Genomic DNA, 24,849 nt, shown 5'->3' with positions numbered 1-24,849 from the left:
GATCAGCGGCGTGGCCACCGAGGCCAAGGCACATCGCGGAGGGCGAAGTGGACCTGGCAGTCCGTGATCGACATGGGTGTGGACAGTACCCACGGACTGTTCAACAGCGCATGACAGAAGTTCGACGGTCACCGGGCGATCTTGTTCACCTCGGCCGGGCCGGGCGGGCGGGTGCTGATCCAGGCCCGCCCAGGCGCTCGCCCAGGACCGGTTCCCCGACCTCGTGGCGGCGGCGGAGGAGCAGTTGCCGGACGGCCTGGTCCTCGACGGCGAGTTGCTCGTCTGGGACCCGGAGGCGGGCCGGCTCAGCTTCGAGGCGCTGCAACGCCGGGCCGCCGCCCCCGCCCAGGCCGCCCGGACACCGGCCTACTTCGTGGCGTTCGACATCCTCCAGGCCGAAGGCGTCGAGTTGCTCGCGTTGCCGTACCGGGAGCGCCGCCGGCGCATGGAAGTCAACTTCACGGCCCGGGGACTGACGGCCCCGTGGACGCTGTGTCCGATGGCCACGGATCCGGTGAAGGCGCGGGAGTGGTTGGAGGACTGGACCGACGTGTCAGGGATGGAGGGCCTGGTCGTCAAGCGGACGAGTCAGCGCTACCTGCCCGGCGCGCGCCTGGATCAAGATCAGACGACGCGACACCACCGAAGCGATCATCGGCGCCATCACCGACACCCTCACCCGCCCACAGCTCCTGGTCCTCGGCCGCCACGACCGGGCTGGCTGCTTCCACAGCATCGGCCGCACCGTCCCCCTACGCCCCGACGCGTCCCGCCTCGTCGCCGAACACCTGGCGCCCGCCGCCCCAGGACATCCGTGGACGGGAGTGCGGTTCGCCTCCACCTGGGGCTCACGCGACACCCTGGACACGACCCTGGTCCGCCCGGAGTTGGTCGCGGAGACCTCCATCGACCGAGGCGGCGCCTACCGCCACCCCCTGCGCCTCAAGCGGCTGCGCCTGGACGTCGAGTTTGAAGACCATTGCGAGGGCGGCGGCGCGGTAGCCGGCGCCTTTGGTGACCTTGGTCCGCAGCCGGACGGTGGCGAAGGTCGATTCGATGGGGTTGGTGGTCCGCAGGTGGATCCAGTGTCGGCCGGGTAGCCGTAGAAGGCCAGCAGCTCGTCCCGGTCGTCGGTGATCTTCTTGACGGCCTTGGGGAACTTCGCCCCGTAGAGCTTGACGAAGGTCTTGATGGCCCGTTCGGAGTGTCCGCGGTCCTCGGCGTTGTAGATGTCCTGCGGGGCCTTCTTCGCCGCCGGCTGGGCCGACTTCGGCGCCGAGGCAGCTCGCACCGCCGGCCGCACCGGTGCGCAACACCCACCGAGTGGAGGCGCACCGGGTGGATGCGCACCACCGCGCCAGTGCGCATCGTCCGCGTGGCTACGGACGCCCGGTCATGGACTGCACGGTGCGGTGTCGGCGTACATCCGAATGTGCACGGTCAGGTACGACTGCGCGTGTGGAGCGTCCACCTGTTCCCACGCAGGGGTAAGCGCGACCGGCCGCTTCGCTAGTGTGTGTTCCAAGATCAAGAGGGGTGGTCGGGAGAGCGCCCCGGTAGTAGGGGGACTTATGGGAAACGATGGGCACATACGTCGGAACCGGTGGGTGCGAGGCGGCCTTTCCGTGGCATGCGGCGGGCTTCTGGCTGCATGCGGAGCCTCAGCGCAACCGGACCGGTCCGCCCCGGACACAGGAGTCACGCCCGGGGCGTCCGCCCTGGCGAGCCAGTCCCCCTCTTCGGCAGCCGAGTGGATCGAGGGGCGAGGGCCGGCGCTGTCCGTGAAGAGCGGGTCGTATCCGCACTCCGTGCGGATCGCGCACGCCGAGCTCAGCCCCGACGCTCCTGAGTCCCCGGCACCCCAGGGCCTGACGCACATCCAGCTCATACTGAAGGTCACCAGTACTCCCGGGCGCCCCATGAAGGCCCCGCATCCCAAGAACTGGGTGGTCAAGTACGACGGCTGCAAGGCGGCCCAGCAGGCGCGGACCCTGATCGCCTGCGGCGGCATGGACGGTGGGAGCAAGTACTACACCGGGGAGCAGATACGCAACGAGGACTACAGCACCGGCATACACAACCAGTTCGGGGACCTGAAGGCTGACACCCCGTACTGGATCGTTGCCTGGCAGCTGGTACCGGAGAAGGCGGACCTGTCCCGGGCCCAGCTGTGCGAGGGGGTTATCGGAGTCCCGGACAACTGCATTCCGCTCGGGACAATCGGCCAGGACGGCGCGCGGAACCCCATGGCTGGCTGAACCGGCCCCGGTCAGGCGGCCCGTGTGAGGGCGGGAAGGGTAGCTCACCATGCCGCTCCCTCAGCCCTGAGAGCCAGGCGAGGCCAGAAGGGCTCGGCAGCCCAGGGTCGGTAAAGCCCATGCCAGGTGCTCGTCGCGCCTGGCCTCCAGGGTGGCGCGGGTGTCTCCGTGGTCGTCAGGGTCGGGATGACGTTCTCGACGAAGCGGATGATGCTGCGGGCGATGCCCGGCACGGCCGTAGTAGGGCAGGGCGGACAGCAGGATGCACCCGACCTCGTCCAGGGCGAAGGAGTCCGCGTGCGGCTCCGCGTCGCCCCCGTGGTGGGGAAGACGATGTTCTCGGCGAGCCGCAGCAACAGGAAGGCCAGCTCTGGAGTGTTCGGCGTGCGGTCAGAGGCGTAGATCCCGCCGCCCATCTGCAGAGCGAGGAGGTGGTCGAAAGTGCGGTCGACTTCCTCCGGGGCGAGCGGGGTGCGGGCCGGGATCAGGTACGGCATGGAGGTCTCCTCAAACGGGCGGATTGATCGTTTGGGGATCCTCAAACGAAGCGCTTTCTCGCACCGATCGACGCTGCTGTGGTCGAGGAGCGACGGGCTCCTGTCCCGGGCGGGCGTGACGGGGGGTGGGCCGTCCTCGCCCGCCGCCACCCCTTGACCTTGCTCACGTGGTGTCTGTCCCGAGCCGGACGCGCCCCCTCGGGGAGTGCGCCCGCGTATCGGAGCGCACCCCCGGGCTGCCGGAGCGGCGCACCGTGGTTGGGCCCGCCGCTCCGGCAGGCGGTGCAGGCCGGGCAGGCGGAGTAGCCAGGTGGTGTGGGGCGAGCGGGTTGCCGGTTCGCCTTCGCGCCGGTTGGGGCAGGTCCTTTCGTGCGCGATGACTCCGCCTTCGGGGCCGCCGATCGTCAGGGCTTGGGCTCCACACCGTCGGCAGGTGGGTGGCCGGTCCTTGTCGTCGCCGGTGCGTCGTGCGGCGCGCGCGTTCATGACGTGGGCGTTGTCCTGGGGCAGGCGCCGGTCGGGCTTTCGCCAGCGTCGTGCGCGAGATCCCAAGGATCAATGCGAGGAGCGAGCCGAGCGCGGCCGCGGTGGCACCCACACGTATGAGCGGTGCCGGCCAGTCCGCGGCCGGTGCGTTACCCGGGCTGCGCGAACTGTTCCGTGCCGACGACCCGGAGGAGGTTCAGGCGTTCCGCCGTGTCCGTGCCGGGCGGGGGCGTCAGGAGCAGGAGGCGCTGGTCGCCCTCCGGGGCAAGGAGGACCTGGCAGTCGAGGTCCACGGGGCCGACGATCGGGTGGATCACCCGCATGCGGCTGTGACGGCGGACGGCGACCTCGTGTAGTTCCCACAGGGCGGTGAACTCCTCGCTGGCCTCCCGCAGGCGCTCCACCAGACGGATGGCCGCCGGGTCCCAGGAGTGCCGGCCGACGGCCGCCCGCAGGTCCGCCACGTGGAGCCGGCTGTACTGCTCGTGTTCCCCGGCCGGATACGCCTCCCGCGCTGACGGGTCGGCGAACCACCGCCAGACGACGTTGCGGCCGTGCTCGGACACCGTGCACACGCCGCCCAGGAGATTGCGGGCCATCTCGTTCTGGGCCAGTACGTCGCCCAGGTCGCTCAGGACCTGCGCCGGCGTTCCGGACAATGCGTCCAGCAGGTGCAGCAGGCCCGCGCCGACCTGGTCGCCGGCGACCCGCGCGGCGGGCGGGCGGTGCCCGGCGAGCAGATGGAGATGATCGCGCGCATCATCGCCCAGGCGCAGGGCGCGGGCGAGGGCGGACAGCATCTGCGGCGAGGGTTGCGGGCCGCGGGCCTGCTCCAGCCGGATGTAATAGTCGGCCGACATGCCCGCGAGCTGGGCGACCTCCTCACGCCGCAGCCCGGGCGTGCGCCGTCGGGGCCCGACGCTGAGGCCCGCGTCTTGCGGGCGCACCCTTTCGCGCGAACGGCGGAGGAAGTCGGCGAGCTCACGGCGATCAATCGTCATGTGGATCATCATGCCGGAGCCCCCCGGGAGCCCCCCGGAGCCCCCCGGAGCCCCCCGGAGCAACCCGTCCCGCAGCAGGCCCCGCTGCAGGCCGCGACAAGTTTCGTATCCAGGGATCGGCGGTCCCAGGTTCGAGGGGCCTCTCCCGCCCCCGGCTACGCGGCGGCAGTGTGGGCGAAGCCGGAGGGAAAAACGCCCCCGCCCCACGCACCAGAAGGAGCAGCCATGCCCACGACCCTCACCGCCACCACCGTGAGCGCCACCGTACGCGTCGCCGACGCCGAGGTCTCCTACGAGCGCGCCGGCGAGGGCCCCGCGCTCGTCCTCGTCCACGGCACCGGCTCCGGCGGCTCCGCCGTGAACTGGGGGCAGACCCGGCCCCGTTTCACCGCCGACCACACGGTGATCACCCCCGACCTCTCCGGCAGCGACCGCACCACGGACGACGGCGGCCCGCTGACCGTAGAGGGGCTTGCCGCGCAGGTCATCGCCGTCATCGAGGACGCCGGCACCGGGCCGGTGGACCTACTCGGCTTCTCCATGGGCGCGCCAGTGTCCGGCGCCGTCGCCGCGCTGCGCCCCGATCTCGTGCGCCGACTGATCCTGGTCGCCGGCTGGGCCCACACAGACGGGGACGAGTACCTGCGCAACCTCTTCACTCTGTGGAAGCAACTCGGCGCCTGCGACCCGGCCGCCTTCGGCCGCTCCATCGCCATGACCGGGTTCAGCCGGGGCTTCCTCAACGCGATCGGCCGCGAGCAGGTCGAGCTCCTCATCCCCAACATGCCGGCCACCCCCGGCACCCTGCGCCACGTCGACCTCGACACCCGCGTTGACATCCGCGCCCTGCTGCCGCGCATCGAGGCCGAGACACTCGTCATCGGCGCCACCTTGGACATCACCGTCCCGGTGGAGAACAGCCGCGAGCTGCACGCCGCCATCGCGCACAGCACGTACGCGGAGATCGAGGCCGGCCACGTCGCGTTCTTCGAGAAGGAGGACGAATTCGTCGAGCTGGTCAGCCGGTTCACCCGCGGCGGCCGGGCGTAGCACCGTTCGGGACACCTCTGGAGCGGCCGGTAACAGACGACGGCTTGAACGCGGCGGCGGGCGGCGATCGACACCGCGTAGCGGCCCGGTCCCAGGCGCCGGGTCGACGAAAGGCCCCGGCGGACCGCGAGGGGCTGCCGGAGCTGTGTCGGGCCGGTGTCCCGGAGTTCGAGGGGCGAGCTCGTTCACGCACGGCCCTGCCCGGCGCACTCCATGTCGGCGCGGGTGTGGCGAGCCTACCGGGCACCGGAGCGGGCTTCCCCGACCTTCGGCCGCGCGGCGAGACCCCCGGAGCGGGCCAGGGCGTTCACTCCCGTTCCGGTGCTGTGGTGGGGGACCTTGCTCCGAGACGGGCCCGGCTCGGGGGAGTCGTGCTCCAAGCAGAGGGGCCGATAAACGACGGGGAACTCAAGTCTTCACTTCGGACAGCCCCACCCAGAGGGCATCCGACAGGTCCGGCCCTGGTAGCCACGGCCACAGCGTCGATGTCCTGGAGCCGCAGCCCCGACTGGTCCAGGGCCTCCCGTGTGATCGGGTTGAAGGCAAGCAGGTGCGCGCGGGCCGCGGCCCCGGCACGCCCCCGCCGAACCGCGTGTGCTCGTCCCTGCTCGACGCAACCCCGTGTGCGAGCAGCCGGCCGCCGGACATGATCCCAGTCCCGGCGCCGTCACAGGATGACTCGGTGCCCAGCATCACCGGAGTAACCGCGTCTCGTTGAATTGACGCCGTCGGTGCCGGGCCGGCGGGAGGGGGCCTTGCTGAGGAAGCGTTATTCGAACCCGCGGTATCCCAGCTCGTCCGATCTCCCCCTACGGGCCGCCACCGGCGGCTCTGGGCAACGGGGTTGCTAGGTTTCCGGGCATGGGGAGAAACGCCTGGACAACCAGGTATCTGGGTGCGGGGCCCGCTGCTGTTCGCGGTGCTGGCCACATGGTCGCTGTTGTTCCGCGCGGGTATGTCGGTGTACCGGCCGGACGTGGCCGTGCTCGGAGCGGTGGCCTTGGTGCTGGCTGCCGGGTGGGTGTGGTCGGGTTCTCGGCCGGTCAGGGTCATGTCGCCCAGGGAGGTCGACTCGGTGCCGGCGCCGCCCGCGCGGCTGCCCTGGGATCGATTCAGCCGGTTCACAGTCGTGTCTTGGCTGTTGGGCGTGATGGCGGTGTTGCCGGCCCTGTCCGTGGTGACCGAGCTGGCGCTCCGTCCGGATGGCGATGATCTCAAGCGCATCGCGGCGATACAGAAAGCCGGCGCCGAGGTGGCCGAGGGCAGCATCGTCGCCGTCCACCGGCTGCAGAAGGAGGACCCCAAGTTTCCGGTGTACAGCGGTGACGTGACGGTCGAAGTCCCCGTCCATGCCCGGGGCGACGGCGTGGAGGCCGGACGGGTCGAGGTGGTGAACGGATACCTCGGGCACCAAAGGAACGCGCCCTTCCTTCAAGCCGGTCGAGGTGTTGTATGCCCCGACCGCGCCCGAACTCGGCGGCGTCGTGGACGTCGGCAACGACATCGGCCGGTACGCGAAGGCGGACTCTGCGCTCACGTTCTCCCTGCCCACCTTCGGTGCCCTGATCGCCATCATTCCCGGAGGGTTCCTGCTGCTCGTCCTGGCACCGCGCAGGTTCCGGATCCCGCAGGCCGACACCGCCGCTCAACTGCTCCTCTCGGACGCGGCCGGCGGGGCGGCACTGCCCGCCGTGCGAGCGCGAGTCGCCGCGGCCCGGCGCGGCGAGCACACGTCGTTCGGCTCCGCGGACGGCACGGTCCGTGTGACATCGGACCACAAACTGCGCATCCAACTGGAGGACGGCTCCGAAGTGCTGCTCGGTCCCCCGACCGTCGAGCCCAGGAGGCTCGCCCTCCTCGCGGCGCGCATGGGACAACGGCCGGGCCGGCTGTGCGGCGCGCGGAACTGGCGTCTGATCGGGAATGCCCAGCCGGTCGTCTTCGTCACCGACGAGGGCGAGGTGGCGTGGCTGAAGATGGACCGCGAGGAATTCCAGCGGGTCCTCGCCCCCGCCGCCCCCGTGCAGCCCGACTTGGAGCGCCGAACGGTGCTGTCCCCCGCGCCCCCCGCCGTGCTGCCCGGAGCCCACTGGCCCTGGCTCGCCGGCATGCTGCTGTCCTACGGACTCGTCGTGTTCGTACTGGCGGTGCCGATGTCCTGGGGTGCAGCGTTGGGTACAGCCGTCCTCGCCGGGATCGTGGCCGTGTCAGCCTGCGTGCTAATGGCGTGGCGCCGGGCGGCCCTCTCCGACCGAGCAGGCCACTGGGAGGTCCACGAAACCCGCGACCCGGAGCTGGGCCCGGTCTGAGACCGGACCGCGGGGACGGTGCCGTGCAATCCACGCTGGCTCCTGTCGGTGCGGGCATGCCGTTCCTCGCGCCGATACGGGCCGGCGCACGTTGTGACCGGCCGTCGGTATCGCGCTCCGACCGGGGTTCAGGCCCCGCCCAGTTGTTCCGGCGGGGCCGGTGTCGCCGAACCGGCGCGGCCGGACGGGCTCCACCCGTTCGCGGCGGCGGTGACACCGAGGACGGCCACGCGGCCCGCCCTGGGGTCGGCTGTGTGAAGGCCGGGGCGACAGCATCCAAGGTGACGCGGCGAAAGAGTCGGCGCTGAGCGGGGAAAGATGGAGGTCGGTGGCGAAGGGGGAAGCTTCTTGCCGATGGCGTCCGGATATCCGCCTCAGGCTGAGCAGTTCGCCGAAGTTCTCGGGGAAGGCGCGCAAGCCGGTGATGGCCTAACGGCTGGTGATGACCATCACCGACGCCATCGAGGCGCCACCCGGGAAACGGGTCACTGGCAAATAGGAGGAACGCGGCGGGGACGCGGAGGAGATGGCCCCGGGCCGATCGGCCACTCAGCTGCGCGGCGTCTTGGGTGACGACCTCTTGGTCGAGGTGATGGCTGGAGCGGTCAGGCCGCTGTTCGTCTTCCGGCCGTTGGGTTGCAGCAAGCCGGCTGACCGCCGTCTCGCGGGGCGGCGCCCGCTCCGGGGGTTGTTCAGTGGCTGAGTTGGACGGCCAGGCCGTTGAGCACGATGTTGAGTTTGTTGGCGAAGTTGTCGTCGCGGATGGCCACGGCGTCAGGGTTGTCCGAGACGGTGGTCGAGGTGTCGAGGTGTCGAGGTGTCGAGGTGGAGGCGGGTGAGGAACTCCGCTTCGGTTTGTCCGGAGCGGGTGACCGTGTTCAGCCAGGCCGATTCGGTGGAGACCATTCCGGGACCATTGTCCATCGACGGCTACCTGCCCGGACCAGGGCCACGAGCGCCGCGAGCAGGACGATGAATCGGGTGTGCCGGCCGGCGGCGTCGTTGCTCATGGCTCAGTACGCCACGGTGATGCGGCGGCGGATCGCGGTGCCGCTCCCGATCGTGTCGGCCAAGGCGATGGCGTAGTCGGCGTACGAGATGCGGCTGTTGCCGTCGTCGTCGGTGAGCAGGGTGTCCCCGGCGCTGCGGTAGGCCCCGGTCCGCTCGCCCGCTCCGATGACCGCGGCGGGCGACACGTACGTCCAGTCGAGGTCGTGCACGCCGCGGTAGAGGTCGAGCGCTTCGGACTGGGCCTCGGCGTTGGCCTTCCACAGCGCGGGGAAGGCCGGGTCGTCCATGACCCGGGCGCCGGTCGGCGTGCGCAGGCTACCGGCACCGCCGATGGTGACCAGGCGGGTGACGCCGGCTCGGCGGAGTCCGTCGATCAGCGCACGGGCGGCACCGACGATCGTGGCGCGGTCGTTCTCCTGGCCGATCCGGGGGCCGACGGCCGAGAGCACGGCGTCGTGGGAGGCGGCGAGGCCGGCGACCGCCGCGGGGTCGGTGACGTCACCGGTGGTCACGGTCAGGGCCTTGTGTTCGAGGCCGTCGACGTGGCCGGCTCGGGTGACCGCGGTGACGGTGTGGCCGCGCCGCAGCAATTCCTCGGTGGTGGGCCGGCCGATGTTGCCGCCGGCACCGAACAGGATGATCTTCATGTGTTGCTCCTTGTTTCTGATGGTCAGAGGACGGGCCGGCCGTCGGCGATGATGGCCGCGGTGATGCCCCGCTCGTCGGCGGCGTGCTGAAAGCGCTGCTCGATGTCGGGTTGTTCGGTGTAGAACGGCGGGTTGTGGAACAGGCCGTAGTGCATGGCGCAGACGGTGCCGGCGCCGAGTGCGACGGCGGCTTCGACGCCCTGCTCGGGGGTCATGGTCGCCGGGACGTTGGCCGCGTAGCCCTCGAAGTGGGCGATGACGCCGTTGACCGGGACGAACGCGACGTCGAACGGGCCGTGGTCGCGGGCGATCTGCCACCAGCTGCCGTGCCACTGGGTGTCGCCGCAGTGGATGACCCGCCGGCCGGCGCCTTCGACGACCCAGGCGACCTGGTCACAGTCGTTGCCGCGCCAGTCCAGCGAGGTCACCGGGGTGACGGTCAGCTTTCCGATGCGCCGTGACCGGCCCAGGTCCTGGGCAACGGGGGTGATGCCCGCCTCGTGCAGCGCCGCCGCGCTCGGGGTGTGGCAGCCGATCGTGCCAGTGGCCGCGATCCGGGCGATCAGATCGTGGTCGTAGTGGTCGGGGTGCAGGTGGGTGATGAGGGCGTGGGTGCCGGGCGGGGTATCGACCGGGTCGACCGGCCGGTGTGGCGGCCCCATCGCCGGCGCCAACGGAGCGACGTTCTCGAGCGGGTCGATCAGCAGGCGGGTGTCGCCGAGACGGATCTCGACGCCGGCCCAGGCCAGCCGACGCACGGAAAGGGTGGTGGTCATGGGCAGCGACGCTAGACCGACGTTGTTGAGAAAGTCAACAAGAGAGTTTTGAATCTCAACACCACGATGTAGGGTGGTGGCATGCGCACCTACGGGCAGTACTGCGGCATCGCGAAAACACTGGACACCGTCGGCGACCGATGGACCCTGCTGATCGTCCGTGAACTGCTCGCCCTGGGTCCGTGCCGGCACACCGACCTGCGCAACGGTCTGCCCGGGATCGCCAGCAACCTGCTGGTCGACCGGCTCCGCGAACTCGAGGAAGCCGGCCTGATCCACCGCGAGGCCGCCCCGCCACCGGTGGCCACCACCCTGTTCTCCCTCACCGAACGGGGCCGCGCGCTGGAGCCGGTGCTGCGGGAACTGAGCCGATGGGGAATTCCGCTGTTGCGTGAGCCGGCCGGCAACGACACCTTCCGCACCCACTGGCTGGACATGCCCGCCCGGGCACTGACCGACCACCGCCCCGACCAGCCGGCAATCGCCCTGCAACTGCACGCTGACGGCAACGAAGACCTGGTCATCGAGGTCAAGGACGGCTCGGTGCACACACACGCCGGCCGTGTCGACCACCCCACCGCATCACTGACCGGACCGCCGCACCTGCTGGCCGCGACCCTGCTCGGCGACCTCGATCTGAGCGCCGCAGTACAGCAAGGCCTGCGGCTCAGCGGCGAACACGAGGCAGTAATGCGCATCCTGCCCCGCTGATCGACCGTCCGCTCGCGGGCCTGCGATCTCAAGCTCCACCGAGTCTGCGCCGGTCTCAAAAACGGTCCATTGAGCGTTCTCCAACTGGCTTTGGGCAGCTGAGGGCGCGTATCGGGGTAGAGCGCGGGGTCGGGTGAGGCTCCCGGTAAGACAAGCAATCGACCAAGAAAGATGCCCCTCCCGAAAGCCTCGTTGCTGTCCTACCCTGCCGCGATCCCGCTGTCCACCCGATCGCTGAACCACCTCGCCGACCTGATCCGCACCCAGAGGCCTCGACGACCGCCAGGCCGTCCCCGCGTGCCCAACTGAACCTGGATTGCTCCGTCTGCGAACGGGTCGGACGAACCAACGCGCTGGAGCGGGGGGCCGAGCGGGCCATCTGCTGGAGCGGCAGGAACGAGCAGCACGTCGCCGCGGCTCGGATCGCTGCGTTCGACGTGACAAGCCAGGACGACCGGCCGGCGTTGCGAACTGTGGTGGACAAGGGGTCACCGGGTTGGGGCGCCGGCGACCGGGACCGGGCGGGCCGCCACCGGTGCGTGCGGCCCGGCTACGCGGCTGCGCAGGGGAGCGAAGGCCAGCAGATAGCAGAGGCCGCCGAGCGGCAGGAAGTCCAGGTTCGCCGCGATCGCGGCCGTGCCCAGCACGAAGAGCACCAGCGAACGGATGGCGCCCGGGCCCCTGAGCGCGGCGAGCAGGGTGATCGTCCCCAGGTAGAGGAAGACCGGTACGACGGTGTACACCACCGGCATCACCCCGGGAACGTCCTGCACCCGAGCGAAGATCTCGCTCATCTCCGGCTTGTCGGCGGCCCGGAACCCCGCGTACAGGTCGATCACGGCCTGGGCGGTGGCCGCCGCCGCGCCCGCCAGGGCGGCCACCGCCCCGGCCCGGGCCACCCGCCGCCGGGCCGGTCCGGCCGAAGCGGCCACCGTACGGCGCAGCCCCTCGCAGGCCGCCCCGAAGAACAACACCCCGAAGAGGAAGGCGAAGTGGCCGGTGATCCACGCGGCGCCGGGCTCCTTGGACCCCTTCACCAGGAGGCGTACGGCCCCGTAGACCACGAGGAGGACGGGGGCCGCGAGGAAGGAGAACCGGGTGAGTCGTGCAGCTCGTTCTGTCATGGGTCCACCCTGCGGCCGGCCCCCGCGCCGCCACCATCGGTGATTACCCCGACAACGCCCTTACGCGGCACGGCAGCTGACCGGCGGTCATTTCGGGGTCGGATGTCCGGGGCGGGGCCGGGGGTAGGTCCGGGTCTGCTTGACGCTGCCGTACGCCAAGCTCGACTCGATCGACGCGATGCCCGGGATGGCGTGGATCCGGTGGCGCACCAGGACCTCGTACGCCTCCAGGTCCTCAATGACCACCCGCAGCACGGCTCCGGTGTCGCCGGCCTCGACCGCCCGGAGGTAGTTGAAGGCACTCATCACCGCGTGGGGAGTCATCGGGGTGAGCGGCATGGTGATGGTCTCGGACATGGAGGCTTCTCATGTACGGGCCGCCCGGCGAGCTCGCACCGACGGCTGGCCGGACCACCGGGAAGCGCATCGCCGCCAGCAAGACGGGCCTGCGCGAGCACGTCCTCGCCCTGGTGCTCCAGGGGCATCAGATGGCTCGCCGACAGCAAGGCAGCACGCTTCGCTCGCTGCGCCAGGCCGCCGTACCGCTCGACCCGACAGAGTCAGCGCTCGGGACCCTCCTGCCTCGCTGAGTCCGACAGGAAAGCCGCACGGGGTCGCCCGGCGTGTCCCCATCGGCTGACGTGCAGTCCAGGCGGGCGCGGCTCACCAGCAAGGCCCCTCCCTCCGGCCCGGCACCGACGGCCTCAATTCGACGAGACGTGGTCACTCCGGTGATGCCGGGCACCGAGTCGTCCTGTGACGGCACCGGGACTGGGATCATGCCCGGCGGCCGGCTGCTTCCTCGAAGGGCCTTCCCGACTCGTTGACGCCACCGACCAGGAACGCACAGAGTTCTTCATCACGCCTGGAGAAGGCGCAGCGCAGTTCGAGCGGCGCCGCGTAGGAAGGTTGAGCCCTGCCGCCGCGGCGGCGGGGACTCAAGGTCAGCGGTAGGTCTGGTGGCACAGCGCCGCGATGCCAGGGCTGGTGACGCCGTGCGTGGCCCGGCACAGCTCTCTCATGCACCGGCACCGGCACCGGCACCGGAACGGGTACGGGGTGCGGGGCGGGTCGGCCGTGCGGTGCCAGGGCCTTCGACCGTGCAGCGCCCGCCGGCACGTGGACCACCGCCGAGCGGTGGCCTCAGGAGACCAGGGGAGCGGCTTCCACCTCGGTCAACCTGACCGTGCACAGTCCGCCGCGCTCGCTCCGCACGTCCGTCACCTTGAGCTGCGTGCCCGGTGCGAGGACGTACTCCTCCTCTCCGGTGAAGGCGGAGAAGTTCCGGATCCCGACCGCCTGGGCCGGCGTCACCTCGAAGAGCGTCCGCTTGCCGCGGCTGCCGAGGAAGGACCGGGCCACGCTCCGCTCGGAGGTGCAGGAGGAGACGCCCCACCACGTCACCGTCCGACCCACCGGGTACTGCGCCCGCAGGTCCAACGACACCCCGCGCCACAGCGGTTGGGTGTGGGCGGGCAGTTCCGAGATCGCCGAGAACAGCAGCCGCAGGTACGGCAGGTAGGGCGTGATCCTGGTGCGGTCCGGGGAGCGGAGGACGGCGTTGATCTCGCGGTAGAAGGCGGACTCGCAGGTGTAGAGGTACAACGCCGAGACCGCGTCGGCGGACGGCCCGCCGGTCGTCCCGTCCGCCCGACGCTTGCCGAAGTCGAGGGACCGGTCGATGTGCCCCGCGAGCCCGGCCAGCGTCTCCGCGACGGGCGCGACGGCGTTGCGGAAGTCCATCAGCGGGGTGTCGAACACACCGGTGATCGCGGGGAGGACCAGGCCCTCGTCCTTGACGCTGGTGAGGCGCTCCAGGTACATCTGGTGCAGGTTCATGGTCGACTCGATGAAGGCGCCCATGCGCGCCGCGACGCCGCCGTCCGAGCCGGCGCCGACCGCCCCCTCGTTCCAGCCCTTGCTCGGCAGCCAGTCGATGCCGTCGGCGCCCAAGGACGCGAGGGCCTCGTTCACCTGGGCGAAGTGGTCGCCCTCGCAGAAGATGTCGCCCTGCGCCGCCGGGTTCGCGTGGTCGATGTGCCGGACCTCGACGTCCGGGTACTTCTCCTGGAGCCGCAGGACGACCCTCTTCAGGCTGCGCGCGTGCGCCCCCCACCAGGCGAACACGACCCCGCGGTCCTCCTCGTCGGCGTCCTGCTTCGACCTGAGGATCTCCTCGACGATGCGCTCGGCCACGGGCCGCCAGAACGCCGTGTGCTGGTCGGCGCCCATCGCCCCGTCGCCGCTGGCGGTGAGCGAGGCGTTCAGCAGGAGCACGCCCTGCGTCAGCATCGCCTGGAACCACTCCGGCGGTTGGACGGTCTCCCGCTCCTTCAACAGCGCGCGGACGTCGGCGATGGGCGTCTTCTTGGCGATGCCGTACTTCCACATCGCCGCGGCCTTGATGAGGCAGCGGATGCTGACGACCCTGCCGAACTGACTGTCCTTCCAGTCGTTGAAGGTGTTGTCGAACATGGCTATGCCCGTCGCGCTCTCCTGGCGCGGGTACGGGTTCTGGCCGAAGACGACGACCTTCCACTTGTGCGGGGGATGGGGCTTGAGCGCCTGGAAGGTCAGCTCACGGACCGGTACGACCTCGGGGCCGCGCCCCTTCCCGATGAACCCGCCGGCGTTCGGCTGCGCCTCGATGACCGGCTTCAGCAGGGGGAGCCAGGGCTCCCCGCCGCCGTGGAACAGCTCGGTGAGGGCGAGGGGGTCGGTGGCGTCGGTCATGGGAGGAGTGCTTCCGATCGTCGTGGTCGTCGTCGTGGTCGTCGTCGTGGTCGTCATCGTGACCGTGGTCGTCGGGGAAGGGACGATCTGGGCGGAGTGGTCGGCGGGCTCGGCGGGCGTCGCGGCCTTCGGCGGCACGATGCGCACCCGCTCCTCGACCGGCGCGTTCTCGATGCCGCTGAGCTGCGTGAGGATCGTGGCGCGCAGCTCGTCGTCGTCCTCGAACCAGTGGTCGTGGAAGAGCGTGTAGCCGGTCCACATCAGATTGGCGCACACCCGGGCCGGGACCCGACCGGTCTGCGCACCCATGCCCACCAGCGCCACCGAGCGGATGCTGCCCGGAACCTTCCGGTTCTGTCGGTGCACGGCCTGGAACGCGGCGGCGCAGGACAGGGCCACGTTCAGCGTGTCACTCACGTTCTGCGAGGAGCTCACCATGGTCGGCGTCGAGATCAGGTAGCGGGGAACATCCGCTCCCGACGGGACGCAAACGGCGCTGCCCACCGGGAGGGCGCCGGCGAACCGCTCGCGGATCGCGCGCCGCACCCGCAGTTGGATGCCGGGACCGAGGTGCCGCCTGATGACGGCGTCGACCCCGCCGTCCATCCGTCCGCGGGAGTTGGTCGGGGTGACCCAGGCGTCGACGTCCTCGTCGAGGATGGATCCCCGGTGGATCTCGATGCCCGGAGTGTCCTCGAACGCCGCCCGCCACGCCTCCACCACACGCTCGTTGACGTCCGTCAGCACCACCCGGAGCCCGGGCTGCGCACTGCTCGCGGTCATCGTCCACCCCTCGTCGAAACGACCCTCACAACACCCCGAACCTAACCGCCGGCACTGACAACACGGCTTACGAGACGGGGCGGGGGTGTAGGTGACGTTGTCCCCGCCGCAGCCCACGGCCAAGTCGTAGAGGCGGTCCTGTTCCAGGGCGTCCACGGCCAGGCCCCACCGCAGCTTGGTAGCCGTCCACTCCGAGGCGTACCGGCGCGGCCGGAGACAGCCATTCGGCCGGGTTCTGGTCGGACTTCTGGCGGTTCGAGCGGGCCGTGACCGCCACCAGCGACGCCTCCTGACCGAGGTCGTTGGCGTACGCCTCGCGGCGCGCGGCCGTCCAGGCAGAGGCCCCGATGCCCCAGGCCTCGGCCAACGGGACCATGTGGTCGATGTCCAGCGCCCTTGCCGAGGTCACCGGCCGCTCGTCGTAGTATGACCACCACACCCCACCCGTCAGCGTGCAACCGGGCCCGACCTCGGGAGCCTCGACCGCTTCAGCGATCAGGACCTCCATCTGGTGTCGCAGCCGTCCGAGGCGTTGGCGCCGGTACTCCAGTGTTCGAAGGAGGTGCGCTGGTAGCCGGTCCGGTCCTCGGTAGCGAGCTGGAGCGCGGAGACCGCGACGCCGATCGGCACGATCTGCGGAGCGGCGGCCGGCCGCTGTTCGGCGGCGTGGACGGTGGTGGGCAGGGGTGGACGGAGCGGGCAGTGGTGCGACCGCTACGCGCCCGGCGCCCGGTACTGGACTCGTTCGGCTTTGCGCAGGGCGGCCATGGTTTCATCGACGGTCAGGAGAACTGTCGTCTCGAACGAGCTAAGCGCGCCGCCTCCGCTGATCGCCAGCGCAACCGCGGCCATGGACACGTTGTCGGGTGCCTCCCACAGGTTGTAGCCGTCGTGCGTGCCGAAGGCGTACCAGAAGCCGTGAAGCTTCCCGCCAACGGACTCGATGTACGACTGAGCAGCCTTTGCGCGGTCCTCGGGGTTGAGAATCAGCCTCGCCCAAGTCTCCGGTGTGTAGCTGAACCTCGATAGATAGAGCGGCATCATGTCTCCCTTTCGTTCCAGTTCGTTCCAGCAAGGGATGCCCGGCGGGGCGGGAAATGCGCCGGATGCGGCCCGCGTATCCCCCGGATGGCCGGAGACGATGACCGGGACGGCCAGGGCCACGGGTGCGCGACCTACCCAGGCTCTCTGGCTCTGCTTCGTGCACGGTGGCTGATACGTCCGCGTACGGTTCGGTCCGCGTGACCACATGGTGCCCCTCGCGGAGGCGCGTCCTGTAGGGCGTTGCCGAACTCCGCGGCCAGGACTACCCGCCCCGGGCCACGGACACCCGCGCCCGTGACCGTACGACGGCCTGCCCCGGCCGCCGGGGAGCTCGGCATGCCCACCGATCCCCGGTGCCGCCGTGCGCGCCACGCTCCCGCGTCCGGGACGCCCCGGCCGCTCCGCACGCCGACGCCCCTGAGAACGGGCCCGCAAGTGTCGCGTTTCACCGATCTCGGCGAAGCTCGACCGCTCATGCGGGATCGTTTGAGCATCTATGAGCACAGCATCCCGGGCACGGATCTATGCCCTGGCTCTCGCTGGAGACCTCGATCGACTCCTGCGGCTCTGGACGGTTTGGCGCTGACCGGCGGTTGGAGACGGCTCACCCCGCTGGGTGAGCCAGTTCACCGCAGAAACGCGTCTACGCCCTCCGCCTCGTCAGGATCGAGGTAGCCGCCCTCACCGGCACGCCTGCCGACGTCCGCATGGACGAGAACCGCTACTTCGTCCTCGCCGGGCTTACGCCGCAGCCGGCACGGCCCGCTGGACAGGAACAGGGCAGAGATCCGGTGCACCGCTTCGAGCGCCGCCTTCTCGTGGCCTCGGATCTCGATCGTGACCACGCTCTCGTCGCTCATATCCCGGGAACCGATCAATGCGGGGACGAGTTGCGCGACGCCGCCAGTTCCACCCCATTGAGTGCGATGTGGGAGACCGACCGTGGCGCCCTGGTCTTGCTCGCGGCCAGTCCAGCTGGTGCCGCGTCACGAAAGGTTGGGGTGGTAATCGTGTCGGGCTGACCGCTGCTGGTGGCGGCTGGGACGCTGCTGGTGGCTCGTCAGCCTGAGCGGTTCGTGTGGCCGTTGGAGCCGGAGCAGGCGCATCGGTTGGTCAAGGTCGCGCGGTCGACCAAGGACCGGGTTCGGCCGGAACGTGCTCCACAAGCCGGTTCCGCTTGCCGGTCAGCACCTTGGTGCCGACATCGACGCGGACGCGCAGCGCCACGCTCGGCCAGCTGTCGATTACTCCTTGTGACGCCTTGTTCAACACGGTCACCGGTGGGTGCGTCGTGGCGCCCGGGGGACACGCTGTGGATAGGTGTAGGACAAATCCGGTGTTTTTCTTCCAGTCCGTACCTAGCGAGGGGCAGACTTGCTCTCGGTCCGCGAAGGGGCGGGACGTTGAGGCGACAGGAGGGGCTGACATGGGTCTACGGAACTGGTTGAGCGCAGCGGCCGTCACGGTCATAGTCACGTCAGGATTGGCCGTCATGGCTCCGTCGGCCTCGGCGGCCACCCGCCTCGGCGGCATCAACCTGGGCGCCTACTGTCAGAAAACAGTCGCTCCGGGGGACGCCAGCGTCGCCCGCTTGGTTGAGAACCACGCGAGGGGATGGCACTGCGTGGACTCGATGTGGATGGGCGCGCCCTATGGCTGGGCGACCTACCGCGTGCGAGAGATGGATCTCAACCACGCCTGTAGGTTGCAGTACGGCGGGGGGGCGTATGCAAAACTTGAGCAGAACCACGCGCAAGGCTGGGCGTGCTATCGATAGCACCCGCGTACGCATCGACTGGCTGAGCTCACGGACCGGGGGGCCGAACTTCGGTGGCCGACCCCGCTCCATTTTGGGTCCGAAGCCGCGAACCCCTGCTCGTTGAACGCGTGGAGTACCTGCCGCACGTACTGCGCAGTGGCCGCGAACATTCCCGCCGCGTCCGCGGCGCTGCGCCCCTGCGCCGAGGCCGGCACAATCCCCGCCCTACGTAACCGAACTCGATTCCTCGCCGTCCGCGTGATCTTCACCAACCGCTGTGCCTCTTCCGGCTCCAGCGAACGCACCAGCACCTCGGGCTGACGCGCCACCAGCACCACCTCCGGCGGCAAGCCTCACAACCCGCCTGTCAATGGCCAGGTCAAACCGACACGATTACAAAGCCAACGTTTCTGGTCGAGGCAACTACTGATCCGTAAGTTCGGTGGGTGTGGTGGGTGGATGGTGAGACCGGTGTGGGTGGGGAATGACCACGGAAGTTGTGGGTTGTTGTTGATGAGGTGGATGCCTTGTTCGGTGGCGTCGGTGACATCGGAGAGGTGGTCGCCGGCGAGGTTGGCGAGTTCACGCTTCTTGAGCGAGGACCACAGCAGTTTTACCGGGTTCAGCTCGGGAGCGTAGGCGGGTAGTCGTTCCATGGTGAGCCAGTCCTGTTCGGCGACCCAGGCCCGCATCGCCCGGCTCCAGTGGGCGGACAGGCCGTCCCAGACCAGGACCACGCGCTCGCCGCGGTAGAACATCTTCATCTGCTCGAGGACCTCGACGAGCCCGGCGGTGTCGTAGCTGCCGGGCTTGAGGTGGAAGCACAGGCGGGCCCCACGGTCGGGGTCGGTGGAGTGGTAGCCAAGGGCCCCGGCCATCGACGCGCGCTTCCAGTTCAGGTGGTCCGCAGGAGCGGGGTGCGGCCCCGGGGCGCGTAGGTGCGGCGGACCTGTGGGAGGAGTGAGACGCCTGATTCGTCGAGGAAGACGATCCAGGCACGTGTGTTCACGGCCCCTTTTTTATGCGCGGCCATTCGTGCGCGATCCAGCGGACGATCTCCGACTCGTCCCGCTCGACCGCCCGCCGCTCCGGTCGTTGAAGGCTCCACCCGAGCCGGCCGGTCAGCAGCCGCCACACCGACGCCCTCGACAGGGACACCCCCGTCACGCGCTCCACGACCATGCCGACTCGTTCCAGGGTCCAAGGTCGGCCTCGAAATCATGCGCCTGGGCGCCCTGCTCCAGCGCGGCCCGGACTGTCTCGACCTGGGTGTCGTCCAGCTTGGGCGGGCGTCCGGTGGCTGCCCGTCGCCGCAGGGCCGGAGCACCGCCTTGCTCCCACAGCCGCCGCCAACGCCGCACGCTCTCGGCACACACCCCCACCGCCGTCGCGACGTCCGCGTTCGAGATGCCGTCCTCGAACAACTCGACCGCCCGCACACGACGCGCCTCCGCCAACTGCGGGCGCGACAAAGGAGGAACAGAAGAACCGGCCACAGAAGACGAAGGTCGATAAGCCACCCCGACAGCCTCCCACCCACGAGGCCACCACACCCACCGAACCAACGAAAAGATCAGTAGAAGTCATCTCATTTGGCCTTCGCGATAGGCTGTCGGCCATGGTGGGATAGTTGAACGGCTGGTGCCGGACGAGTTGTGGGTGCTGTTCCAGCGGGTGGTTCCGGAGGCGCCGTCGCGGCCTCAGGGTGGTGGACGGCGCCGGCATGGTGACCGGGAGGTGCTTGCCGCGATCGTGTTCGTGGCAACGTCGGGTTGTACCTGGCAGCAGCTTCCCACGGCTCCTTTCGGCCCGTCCGGAGCGACGGCTCACCGACGGTTCTCCGAGTGGAGCAAGGCCCGGGTATGGGCCAGGCTCCACCGCCTGGTCCCCCCGGTGGAACCGATGTTGGCGAAGGCCGCCGAGACCATCCCGACCCCGCCCCGTACGGGGCCGGCTCTGGCCTTTGAGCAGAAGTTCGACGGTTCTCCGGACACTTGGGGGTGTCTCATTCGGGTGGGCCAGTAGGGTGGCGGCAGTCGAAAGAAGAGATCCTCCGATGGACTCCCGCATATCCCGCATACGCTCCAAGCTGGCGAAGGTGCCGTACCAGGCGCAGCGTAGCCACTCCGCGTGCGCGGAGCGCCACCAGTTTCGCCTCGGCCCACGTATCGACTCTTCGAAAGCCGATGCCTTTGAGTCGGAATACCACATCGAATTGCCGTCGGCCTACCGGAAGTTCCTTGTCGAACTCGGGGGCAGCGGCGCCGGCCCCTTCTACGGTTTGCTTCCGCTGGAGGAGTGCAGGCTTTACACCATGGACCGCAAACCTCCGGACGGCACCCCGCGGGGATTCCATCACGTGAGCCACCCGGACGCGCTGCGAGGGGATCTGTTCCTCCACATTGTCGAGATGGGCTGCTCCGACCTGTGCCTCATCGGTGTGACCGGGCCCCTCATCGGCCGCATGGTCACCGGCAATGCCGATGGCTTCTGGCCTCCGAACGTCTCCTCGGCCCAGGACTTCCTTAGCTGGTACGAACGGTGGCTCAACCACATGCGGGACGGCAAGGACAACGAAGCGCTGGGACTCGTCTCCCCGGCGACCGTCGCAAGCGCCCCCGGGGGCCCCCGAGCCAGAGCTCGGGAAACTCCGGCGTGGCAGGTCGCAGAGGGGTAAGACGACGGGACTCGGAACCGATATCTCCGCAGCGCCCTTGTCTCATGAGACAGGGCAAAGTCTGGAGAACGACGGACACCGGCTGCTCGTCTTCACCCCGACCGGCCCGGGTGGCCGGGTCCTCCTCCAGACCCGGCGCGGCGCCCTCGTCTGGCTTTGTTCATGTTCAGCAGCAGCGTTTGTCTGCTGGTTTGGGCGTCAGTTGGTGATCACCGGGCCTCGGAATGTTCACGAGAGATAGCGTCAGCGCATGAACCAGCGCGGCCTGGACCGCTGGCTCGGGTGTCAGGGGACATGCTGGTGCCCCGGAAGACGTTCGCCGTCTGCCGTCTAACCTCTCCTCTTGAGGGGTGGGATTATGGAAAAGTCGATCTTGGTTGAGTCCATCAGGTACTCCGCCGTGTGCCAGGGGTGCGGTGCCCAGGCGGAGTGGTGCGGTGTTCAGGCACTGGTGGGCGAGGTACTGCGGTGGGATGTTGAGTCGACGTGTCCGGCCTGCGGGTTTGCCCTGGCTGTGTGTGATGGTGACCTGCCGGAGGAACTGCGTGGCCGACTGCTCTCTGAGCACGGGCGGGCAACGTTGCGGGTAGCCCCGCAGACGAGGAACGCCGCCATCATGCGGGTGCTGCGGGCGGAACTCGGCATCGGCCTGGACGGAGTCCAGGCCGTGCTGGAGCAAGTCCTGACCGGGCAGTACTCAGGGACCCTGCCCGAGATGGAGCTCTTGGCGCGAAGGCTGCGGGCATCAGGCATCGAAGCGGCCGCTTCACGGACGGTGGATTGAGTGAGCCTGCCGGGCGGAACGACTGGGTTCGGCCAGGACGGCCCGCCGCCCGGAGGGCGGCGGGCCGTCGATGTAGGCAGTGGCAGGGATCAGCCGGCCTTGGCCGATTCTTCGGCTCGGGCTCGGGTGCTGGCGAGGCGGTAGGAGTCGGTGCCGGTCTCGATGATGGTGCCGTTGAAGGTGAGGCGGTCGACGATGGCCGCGCAGAGGCGGGGGTCGGTGAAGGTCTTTGTCCAACCACCTAAGGACTCGTTGGAGGCGATGGCGACGCTGTTCTTCTCTTCGCGTTCGGTCAGGACCTGGAAGAGGAGTTCGGCGCCGCGGCGGTCGAGTTCCATGTAGCCGAGTTCGTCGATCTATGCGGATATCGGCATAGATCGACCTATGCCGAGCCCGCGACTATGCCGAGAATGTCGCTGGCGCGAGCCGGGTCCTCGCTTGTCTTGCTTGCGCTTGAGACTTCGAGGTGGAAGGGCGATCCGCTGACGCGTGGCGTCCAGCCTCGGGCGAGAGCGGTCCGAATGGCCTGGCCGACATCCACTGGAAGGACCGGCTTCGTCGGCAGGCCGAACCAGTTCTCCGGGTGGGGGCGGTCGGTCTGGACAACGAGCGTAGTTCCCGGGACTGCAGCATCCTCGACCGCGAACGTCAACGGAGTCCAGCCGTTGGCCTGGCAGTAGGTCGGCTTGCGGCGGATGCGCCAACGGTAGGTGACGCCGTCCACGACGAAGCGCCGGGACCCCTTCTTGACGAGCGCCACCATCTGCTCCTTCGACTGCCCGCGGTGCCGACCCGACATTCGCACCTTGCCCTCCGCGAAAGCAAACCCTTTGAGAAAGCCTCGGCATAGTCACAGGCGGTCGAGGAACGCGAGGACCTTGTCGGCGGGGCGGTATCGACCCGGCCGGGCGGTGACCGGTGCCGTCAGGGCCAGGCCTTCTCCTTGATGGTCATGTCGGCGTGGACGTAGGCGTCGGTGGAGCGGACGCCGACGTGGCCGAGCCAGAGCGCGATGACCGTGGTGTCCACGCCGGCCTGCAACAGCGCCATCGCGCAACTGTGCCGCAGGACGTGCGGGTGGATGCTCTTGTCCAGCAGCGACGGGCAGGCTCGCGCCGCGGTCTGGGTGTGGGTACGGGGTCGCCGCTGTGACCGGCGCGTTCGTTCAGCCAGGATCGCAGCAGGTTCTGGACGGGTCGGTCGAGTGGGACGGTGCGCTGTTTATGTCCCTTCCCCTCGCAGCGGACGGCGGCGCCGTCGCCCAGGGTGATGTCGTCGCAGTTCAGACTGGTGAGTTCGGTGACGCGCAGGCCGGTCTGGACGGCCAGCGCCAGCATGGCCTTGTCCCGTCGTCCTTCCCAGCGTTTCGGATCCGGTGCTGCCAGCAGCGCGTCGACCTCCTGGCCGGTCAGGAACGTGACGGTCCTCTTGTCGAACCGCTTCGGCGGGATGTCCAGGACCCGCTGGATGAGCAGGGCGTGTTCGGGATGTTGGAGGGCTGCGTAGGAGAACAGGGAGCGGATCGCGGTCAGGCGGACGTTGTGGGTCCTGGTGCTGTTGCCGCGCTCGTCCTCCAGGTGATTGAGAAACGCGGAGATCACGTCCGCGTTCAGGTCGTTCCAGTCCAGCTTTGCCGGAGGGGTGCCGATCCGCTGCTGGACGAAGCCGAGCAGGAGGCGGAGTGCGTCGCGGTAGGCGGCGATGGTGCGGGGGCTGGCCTGGCGCTGGCGGGCGAGCCGGTCGGTGAAGAACGCCTGCAGGGTGGGAGCGATCAGGGTCATGGGCGGGCCGCCTTCCGGACGCTGTCGCGGCGGGCGGCGGCCAGAGCGAGCAGTTCTGGGGCCGCCGACAAGTACCAGTAGGTGCAGGCCGGTTCGCAGTGTCCCATATAGGTCGACAGTGACGGGATCCTTGCCTGGATGTTGTCCTCGGTGCGATACCAATGCAGCAGGGTGCGAACGGCGAAGGTGTGTCGAAGCTCGTGCAATCGAGGTCTGTGCGGGGCGTCGAGCCCGATGCCGGCGGTGTCGACCAGGGCGCGGAACACCGGATGGACGCAGGCGTAGATCAGCCGTTTGGCGGTGAGGGAGATGAAGAACGCGGGGCCCTTGGGCCTGGGCATCAGATCTTCGCGCAGCCTGTCGTACTCGCGCAGCGCGTTCGTGGCGCTGTCCTGCAGAGGGACCAGTCGGGACTTGCCGAATTTGGACTCACGGATGTGCAGAACGCCTTCGACCCAGTCGATGTCGTCGCGGTCCAGCTTGATGGCCTCGCCGATGCGCAGGCCGGACGCTGCCAGCAGCCCGATCAGCGTGTGATAGGTCGCCGCCCGCAACGGCTGGGGGATCGTCTCCTTGACTGCGGCCATGATCGCTGTGATGTCGGCGTCGGAGTAGAGGAAGACCTGCCCTCGTCGCCGGTTGTAGGGCACGAGTCCCAGGCCGGATCACCCCCGCGTCGGCGGGGAGCACTCGGGCATGATGTGGGACATCGGGGTCCTCTTCGGATCACCCCCGCGTCGGCGGGGAGCACTCCTGGTGGGTGCCGGTCGCGCACGCCGCCAGCGAATCACCCCCGCGTCGGCGGGGAGCACTCGATCTGCTCGGGCGTCCACGGGTCGGTGTGCGGATCACCCCCGCGTCGGCGGGGAGCACGGCCTCGTCACCCTCGCCGGACCGGTACCCGACGGATCACCCCCGCGTCGGCGGGGAGCACGCTGTACCGAGCCGGCCGAGGTCGATGCCGGCCGGATCACCCCCGCGTCGGCGGGGAGCACTCCCGCAGCGCTCGCACCACCGTCTCGTGTGACGGATCACCCCCGCGTCGGCGGGGAGCACATCCACCGGCGGCGCCTGACCCTCCTGAAGGCCGGATCACCCCCGCGTCGGCGGGGAGCACCCCTTCGCGACCTGCCCCTTCTCAGAGGATTTGCAATTCGATTACCATTGCTCGGTCGGTCATGGTCGGAGCTTACGGAGCGCCGAGCTGCCGTGGGGCCGCTTGTTGGTCGCTGGTTTCGAATCGGCCGGGAGGGCCGGACCTTGTGGCTGGAGCTGGGGCGCACGGCGGTCGTTGGCAAGCCCCGCCACGTTGGGCGCCGGCCCCGGGGTGCAGTGGGGTGCCGTTGGGCTCGGAACCCCTCGCACCCGTCCTCTACTCGCAGTAGAGTCGGGGCATGGCTGACGAAACGAGCATCAAG

General features: G+C 69.5%; 24 protein-coding genes, 7 pseudogenes and 1 CRISPR repeat array. Of the genes and pseudogenes, 10 read left to right on the top strand and 21 right to left on the bottom strand.

Translation table 11 applies throughout. From position 1 onward, the window contains the following. Positions 1 to 223: 223 nt before the first annotated feature. The gene (locus ACIRO3_RS23295) at positions 224 to 973 is read left to right on the top strand and encodes a hypothetical protein (protein ID WP_404139701.1); all 750 of its coding nucleotides are present in this window, start codon (positions 224 to 226) and stop codon (positions 971 to 973) included. On the opposite strand, the pseudogene ACIRO3_RS23290 reads toward ACIRO3_RS23295, so the two are convergent. After that, positions 951 to 1,282 (bottom strand): annotated as a pseudogene (locus ACIRO3_RS23290) (transposase); the annotation flags it as partial. The gene ACIRO3_RS23295 and the pseudogene ACIRO3_RS23290 sit on opposite strands and share 23 nt — an antisense overlap. A gap of 526 nt (positions 1,283 to 1,808) precedes the next feature. On the opposite strand from ACIRO3_RS23290, the gene ACIRO3_RS23285 reads away from it, so the two are divergent. After that, positions 1,809 to 2,258: a hypothetical protein gene (locus ACIRO3_RS23285; RefSeq protein ID WP_404139699.1), complete on the top strand. Its 450-nt coding sequence runs from the start codon at positions 1,809 to 1,811 to the stop codon at positions 2,256 to 2,258. Positions 2,259 to 2,302: 44 nt separating this feature from the next. On the opposite strand, the gene ACIRO3_RS23280 is transcribed toward ACIRO3_RS23285, so the two are convergent. Together ACIRO3_RS23280 and ACIRO3_RS23275 are read right to left on the bottom strand one after the other, a co-directional pair. Next, positions 2,303 to 2,755 carry a hypothetical protein gene (locus tag ACIRO3_RS23280; RefSeq protein ID WP_404139696.1) on the bottom strand — a complete coding sequence of 151 codons (453 nt, stop codon included), beginning with the start codon at positions 2,753 to 2,755 and terminating at the stop codon, positions 2,303 to 2,305. Between the two features lie 635 nt (positions 2,756 to 3,390). Continuing rightward, complete coding sequence (locus ACIRO3_RS23275) at positions 3,391 to 4,251, bottom strand: helix-turn-helix transcriptional regulator (protein ID WP_404140276.1); 861 nt, start codon at positions 4,249 to 4,251, stop codon at positions 3,391 to 3,393. A gap of 216 nt (positions 4,252 to 4,467) precedes the next feature. Between ACIRO3_RS23275 and ACIRO3_RS23270 the strand changes: the two genes are divergently transcribed. Next, the gene (locus ACIRO3_RS23270) at positions 4,468 to 5,292 is read left to right on the top strand and encodes an alpha/beta fold hydrolase (RefSeq protein WP_404139693.1); all 825 of its coding nucleotides are present in this window, start codon (positions 4,468 to 4,470) and stop codon (positions 5,290 to 5,292) included. A 411-nt stretch (positions 5,293 to 5,703) separates the two neighbouring features. Here the strand turns inward: ACIRO3_RS23270 and ACIRO3_RS23265 are convergent. Further along, positions 5,704 to 5,988 (bottom strand): annotated as a pseudogene (locus ACIRO3_RS23265) (tRNA (adenosine(37)-N6)-threonylcarbamoyltransferase complex transferase subunit TsaD); the annotation flags it as partial. Between the two features lie 749 nt (positions 5,989 to 6,737). Between ACIRO3_RS23265 and ACIRO3_RS23260 the strand changes: the two are divergent. Next, a complete protein-coding gene (locus tag ACIRO3_RS23260; protein ID WP_404139690.1) occupies positions 6,738 to 7,601 on the top strand; it encodes a hypothetical protein in 864 nt (287 codons plus the stop codon). A gap of 774 nt (positions 7,602 to 8,375) precedes the next feature. Here the strand turns inward: ACIRO3_RS23260 and ACIRO3_RS23255 are convergent. From ACIRO3_RS23255 to ACIRO3_RS23245, 3 genes are all read right to left on the bottom strand, one after another. Beyond that, entirely contained in the window at positions 8,376 to 8,525 is a 150-nt protein-coding gene (locus ACIRO3_RS23255) for a hypothetical protein (RefSeq protein ID WP_404139687.1), read from the bottom strand. Between the two features lie 89 nt (positions 8,526 to 8,614). Beyond that, positions 8,615 to 9,259, bottom strand: a complete 645-nt coding sequence (locus ACIRO3_RS23250; RefSeq protein WP_404139684.1) for an NAD(P)-dependent oxidoreductase — start codon at positions 9,257 to 9,259, stop codon at positions 8,615 to 8,617. Positions 9,260 to 9,282: 23 nt separating this feature from the next. Beyond that, positions 9,283 to 10,035: an MBL fold metallo-hydrolase gene (locus ACIRO3_RS23245; RefSeq protein WP_404139681.1), complete on the bottom strand. Its 753-nt coding sequence runs from the start codon at positions 10,033 to 10,035 to the stop codon at positions 9,283 to 9,285. An 81-nt stretch (positions 10,036 to 10,116) separates the two neighbouring features. On the opposite strand from ACIRO3_RS23245, the gene ACIRO3_RS23240 reads away from it, so the two are divergent. Continuing rightward, positions 10,117 to 10,746: a winged helix-turn-helix transcriptional regulator gene (locus tag ACIRO3_RS23240; protein WP_404139678.1), complete on the top strand. Its 630-nt coding sequence runs from the start codon at positions 10,117 to 10,119 to the stop codon at positions 10,744 to 10,746. Between the two features lie 192 nt (positions 10,747 to 10,938). Beyond that, positions 10,939 to 11,016 (top strand): annotated as a pseudogene (locus tag ACIRO3_RS23235) (IS5/IS1182 family transposase); the annotation flags it as partial. 218 nt (positions 11,017 to 11,234) lie between these two features. On the opposite strand, the gene ACIRO3_RS23230 reads toward ACIRO3_RS23235, so the two are convergent. Next, the gene (locus ACIRO3_RS23230) at positions 11,235 to 11,870 is read right to left on the bottom strand and encodes a hypothetical protein (protein ID WP_404139676.1); all 636 of its coding nucleotides are present in this window, start codon (positions 11,868 to 11,870) and stop codon (positions 11,235 to 11,237) included. A gap of 87 nt (positions 11,871 to 11,957) precedes the next feature. Next, positions 11,958 to 12,227 carry an Lrp/AsnC ligand binding domain-containing protein gene (locus tag ACIRO3_RS23225; protein WP_404139673.1) on the bottom strand — a complete coding sequence of 90 codons (270 nt, stop codon included), beginning with the start codon at positions 12,225 to 12,227 and terminating at the stop codon, positions 11,958 to 11,960. Positions 12,228 to 12,238: 11 nt separating this feature from the next. Here ACIRO3_RS23225 and ACIRO3_RS23220 point away from each other — a divergent pair, with 11 nt between their 5' ends. After that, positions 12,239 to 12,460, top strand: coding sequence for a hypothetical protein (locus ACIRO3_RS23220; RefSeq protein ID WP_404139671.1), 222 nt, complete (start codon positions 12,239 to 12,241; stop codon positions 12,458 to 12,460). 553 nt (positions 12,461 to 13,013) lie between these two features. On the opposite strand, the gene ACIRO3_RS23215 is transcribed toward ACIRO3_RS23220, so the two are convergent. From ACIRO3_RS23215 to ACIRO3_RS23180, 8 genes and pseudogenes are all read right to left on the bottom strand, one after another. Beyond that, positions 13,014 to 15,386 (bottom strand): ADP-ribosyltransferase domain-containing protein, encoded by a 2,373-nt coding sequence (locus ACIRO3_RS23215; protein WP_404139668.1) that lies wholly within the window; start codon positions 15,384 to 15,386, stop codon positions 13,014 to 13,016. A gap of 78 nt (positions 15,387 to 15,464) precedes the next feature. Continuing rightward, positions 15,465 to 16,070, bottom strand: a pseudogene (locus ACIRO3_RS23210) (HNH endonuclease family protein); the annotation flags it as partial. Positions 16,071 to 16,100: 30 nt separating this feature from the next. Further along, positions 16,101 to 16,550 carry a GYD domain-containing protein gene (locus ACIRO3_RS23205; RefSeq protein WP_404139665.1) on the bottom strand — a complete coding sequence of 150 codons (450 nt, stop codon included), beginning with the start codon at positions 16,548 to 16,550 and terminating at the stop codon, positions 16,101 to 16,103. Between the two features lie 506 nt (positions 16,551 to 17,056). Beyond that, entirely contained in the window at positions 17,057 to 17,290 is a 234-nt protein-coding gene (locus ACIRO3_RS23200; protein ID WP_404139662.1) for a hypothetical protein, read from the bottom strand. Between the two features lie 907 nt (positions 17,291 to 18,197). Beyond that, a complete protein-coding gene (locus ACIRO3_RS23195) occupies positions 18,198 to 18,458 on the bottom strand; it encodes a helix-turn-helix domain-containing protein (protein WP_404140273.1) in 261 nt (86 codons plus the stop codon). Positions 18,459 to 18,542: 84 nt separating this feature from the next. After that, positions 18,543 to 19,067 carry a transposase gene (locus tag ACIRO3_RS23190; RefSeq protein ID WP_404139659.1) on the bottom strand — a complete coding sequence of 175 codons (525 nt, stop codon included), beginning with the start codon at positions 19,065 to 19,067 and terminating at the stop codon, positions 18,543 to 18,545. A gap of 127 nt (positions 19,068 to 19,194) precedes the next feature. Continuing rightward, positions 19,195 to 19,371, bottom strand: coding sequence for a winged helix-turn-helix domain-containing protein (locus ACIRO3_RS23185; protein WP_404139657.1), 177 nt, complete (start codon positions 19,369 to 19,371; stop codon positions 19,195 to 19,197). Next, complete coding sequence (locus tag ACIRO3_RS23180) at positions 19,353 to 19,685, bottom strand: transposase (protein WP_404139655.1); 333 nt, start codon at positions 19,683 to 19,685, stop codon at positions 19,353 to 19,355. The genes ACIRO3_RS23185 and ACIRO3_RS23180 overlap by 19 nt, the downstream gene beginning before the upstream one ends. Positions 19,686 to 19,815: 130 nt before the next feature. Between ACIRO3_RS23180 and ACIRO3_RS23175 the strand changes: the two are divergent. From ACIRO3_RS23175 to ACIRO3_RS23165, 3 genes and pseudogenes are all read left to right on the top strand, one after another. Beyond that, a pseudogene (locus tag ACIRO3_RS23175) lies at positions 19,816 to 20,076 on the top strand (transposase); the annotation flags it as partial. Positions 20,077 to 20,245: 169 nt separating this feature from the next. Further along, on the top strand, positions 20,246 to 20,866 hold the full coding sequence (locus ACIRO3_RS23170) for an SMI1/KNR4 family protein (RefSeq protein ID WP_404139652.1): 621 nt from the start codon (positions 20,246 to 20,248) through the stop codon (positions 20,864 to 20,866). 358 nt (positions 20,867 to 21,224) lie between these two features. Continuing rightward, positions 21,225 to 21,650 (top strand): hypothetical protein, encoded by a 426-nt coding sequence (locus ACIRO3_RS23165; RefSeq protein ID WP_404139649.1) that lies wholly within the window; start codon positions 21,225 to 21,227, stop codon positions 21,648 to 21,650. Positions 21,651 to 21,739: 89 nt separating this feature from the next. Here the strand turns inward: ACIRO3_RS23165 and ACIRO3_RS23160 are convergent. From ACIRO3_RS23160 to ACIRO3_RS23145, 4 genes and pseudogenes are all read right to left on the bottom strand, one after another. Beyond that, positions 21,740 to 22,006, bottom strand: a pseudogene (locus tag ACIRO3_RS23160) (ATP-binding protein); the annotation flags it as partial. A 26-nt stretch (positions 22,007 to 22,032) separates the two neighbouring features. After that, the gene (locus tag ACIRO3_RS23155; protein ID WP_404139646.1) at positions 22,033 to 22,413 is read right to left on the bottom strand and encodes a hypothetical protein; all 381 of its coding nucleotides are present in this window, start codon (positions 22,411 to 22,413) and stop codon (positions 22,033 to 22,035) included. 161 nt (positions 22,414 to 22,574) lie between these two features. Continuing rightward, positions 22,575 to 23,431, bottom strand: a pseudogene (locus ACIRO3_RS23150) (tyrosine-type recombinase/integrase). Next, complete coding sequence (locus tag ACIRO3_RS23145) at positions 23,428 to 24,081, bottom strand: tyrosine-type recombinase/integrase (protein WP_404139643.1); 654 nt, start codon at positions 24,079 to 24,081, stop codon at positions 23,428 to 23,430. Before ACIRO3_RS23145 ends, ACIRO3_RS23150 begins: the two are co-directional and overlap by 4 nt. A gap of 11 nt (positions 24,082 to 24,092) precedes the next feature. Continuing rightward, a CRISPR array of direct repeats spans positions 24,093 to 24,548; the repeat unit is 29 nt; unit sequence CGGATCACCCCCGCGTCGGCGGGGAGCAC. Positions 24,549 to 24,849: the final 301 nt, after the last annotated feature.

The organism is Streptomyces sp. NPDC102278 (assembly GCF_044766345.1).
GTDB lineage: Bacteria > Actinomycetota > Actinomycetes > Streptomycetales > Streptomycetaceae > Streptomyces.
Note: the sequence above shows the minus strand (reverse complement) of the source record. Positions and strands in the feature narration are given on the sequence as shown.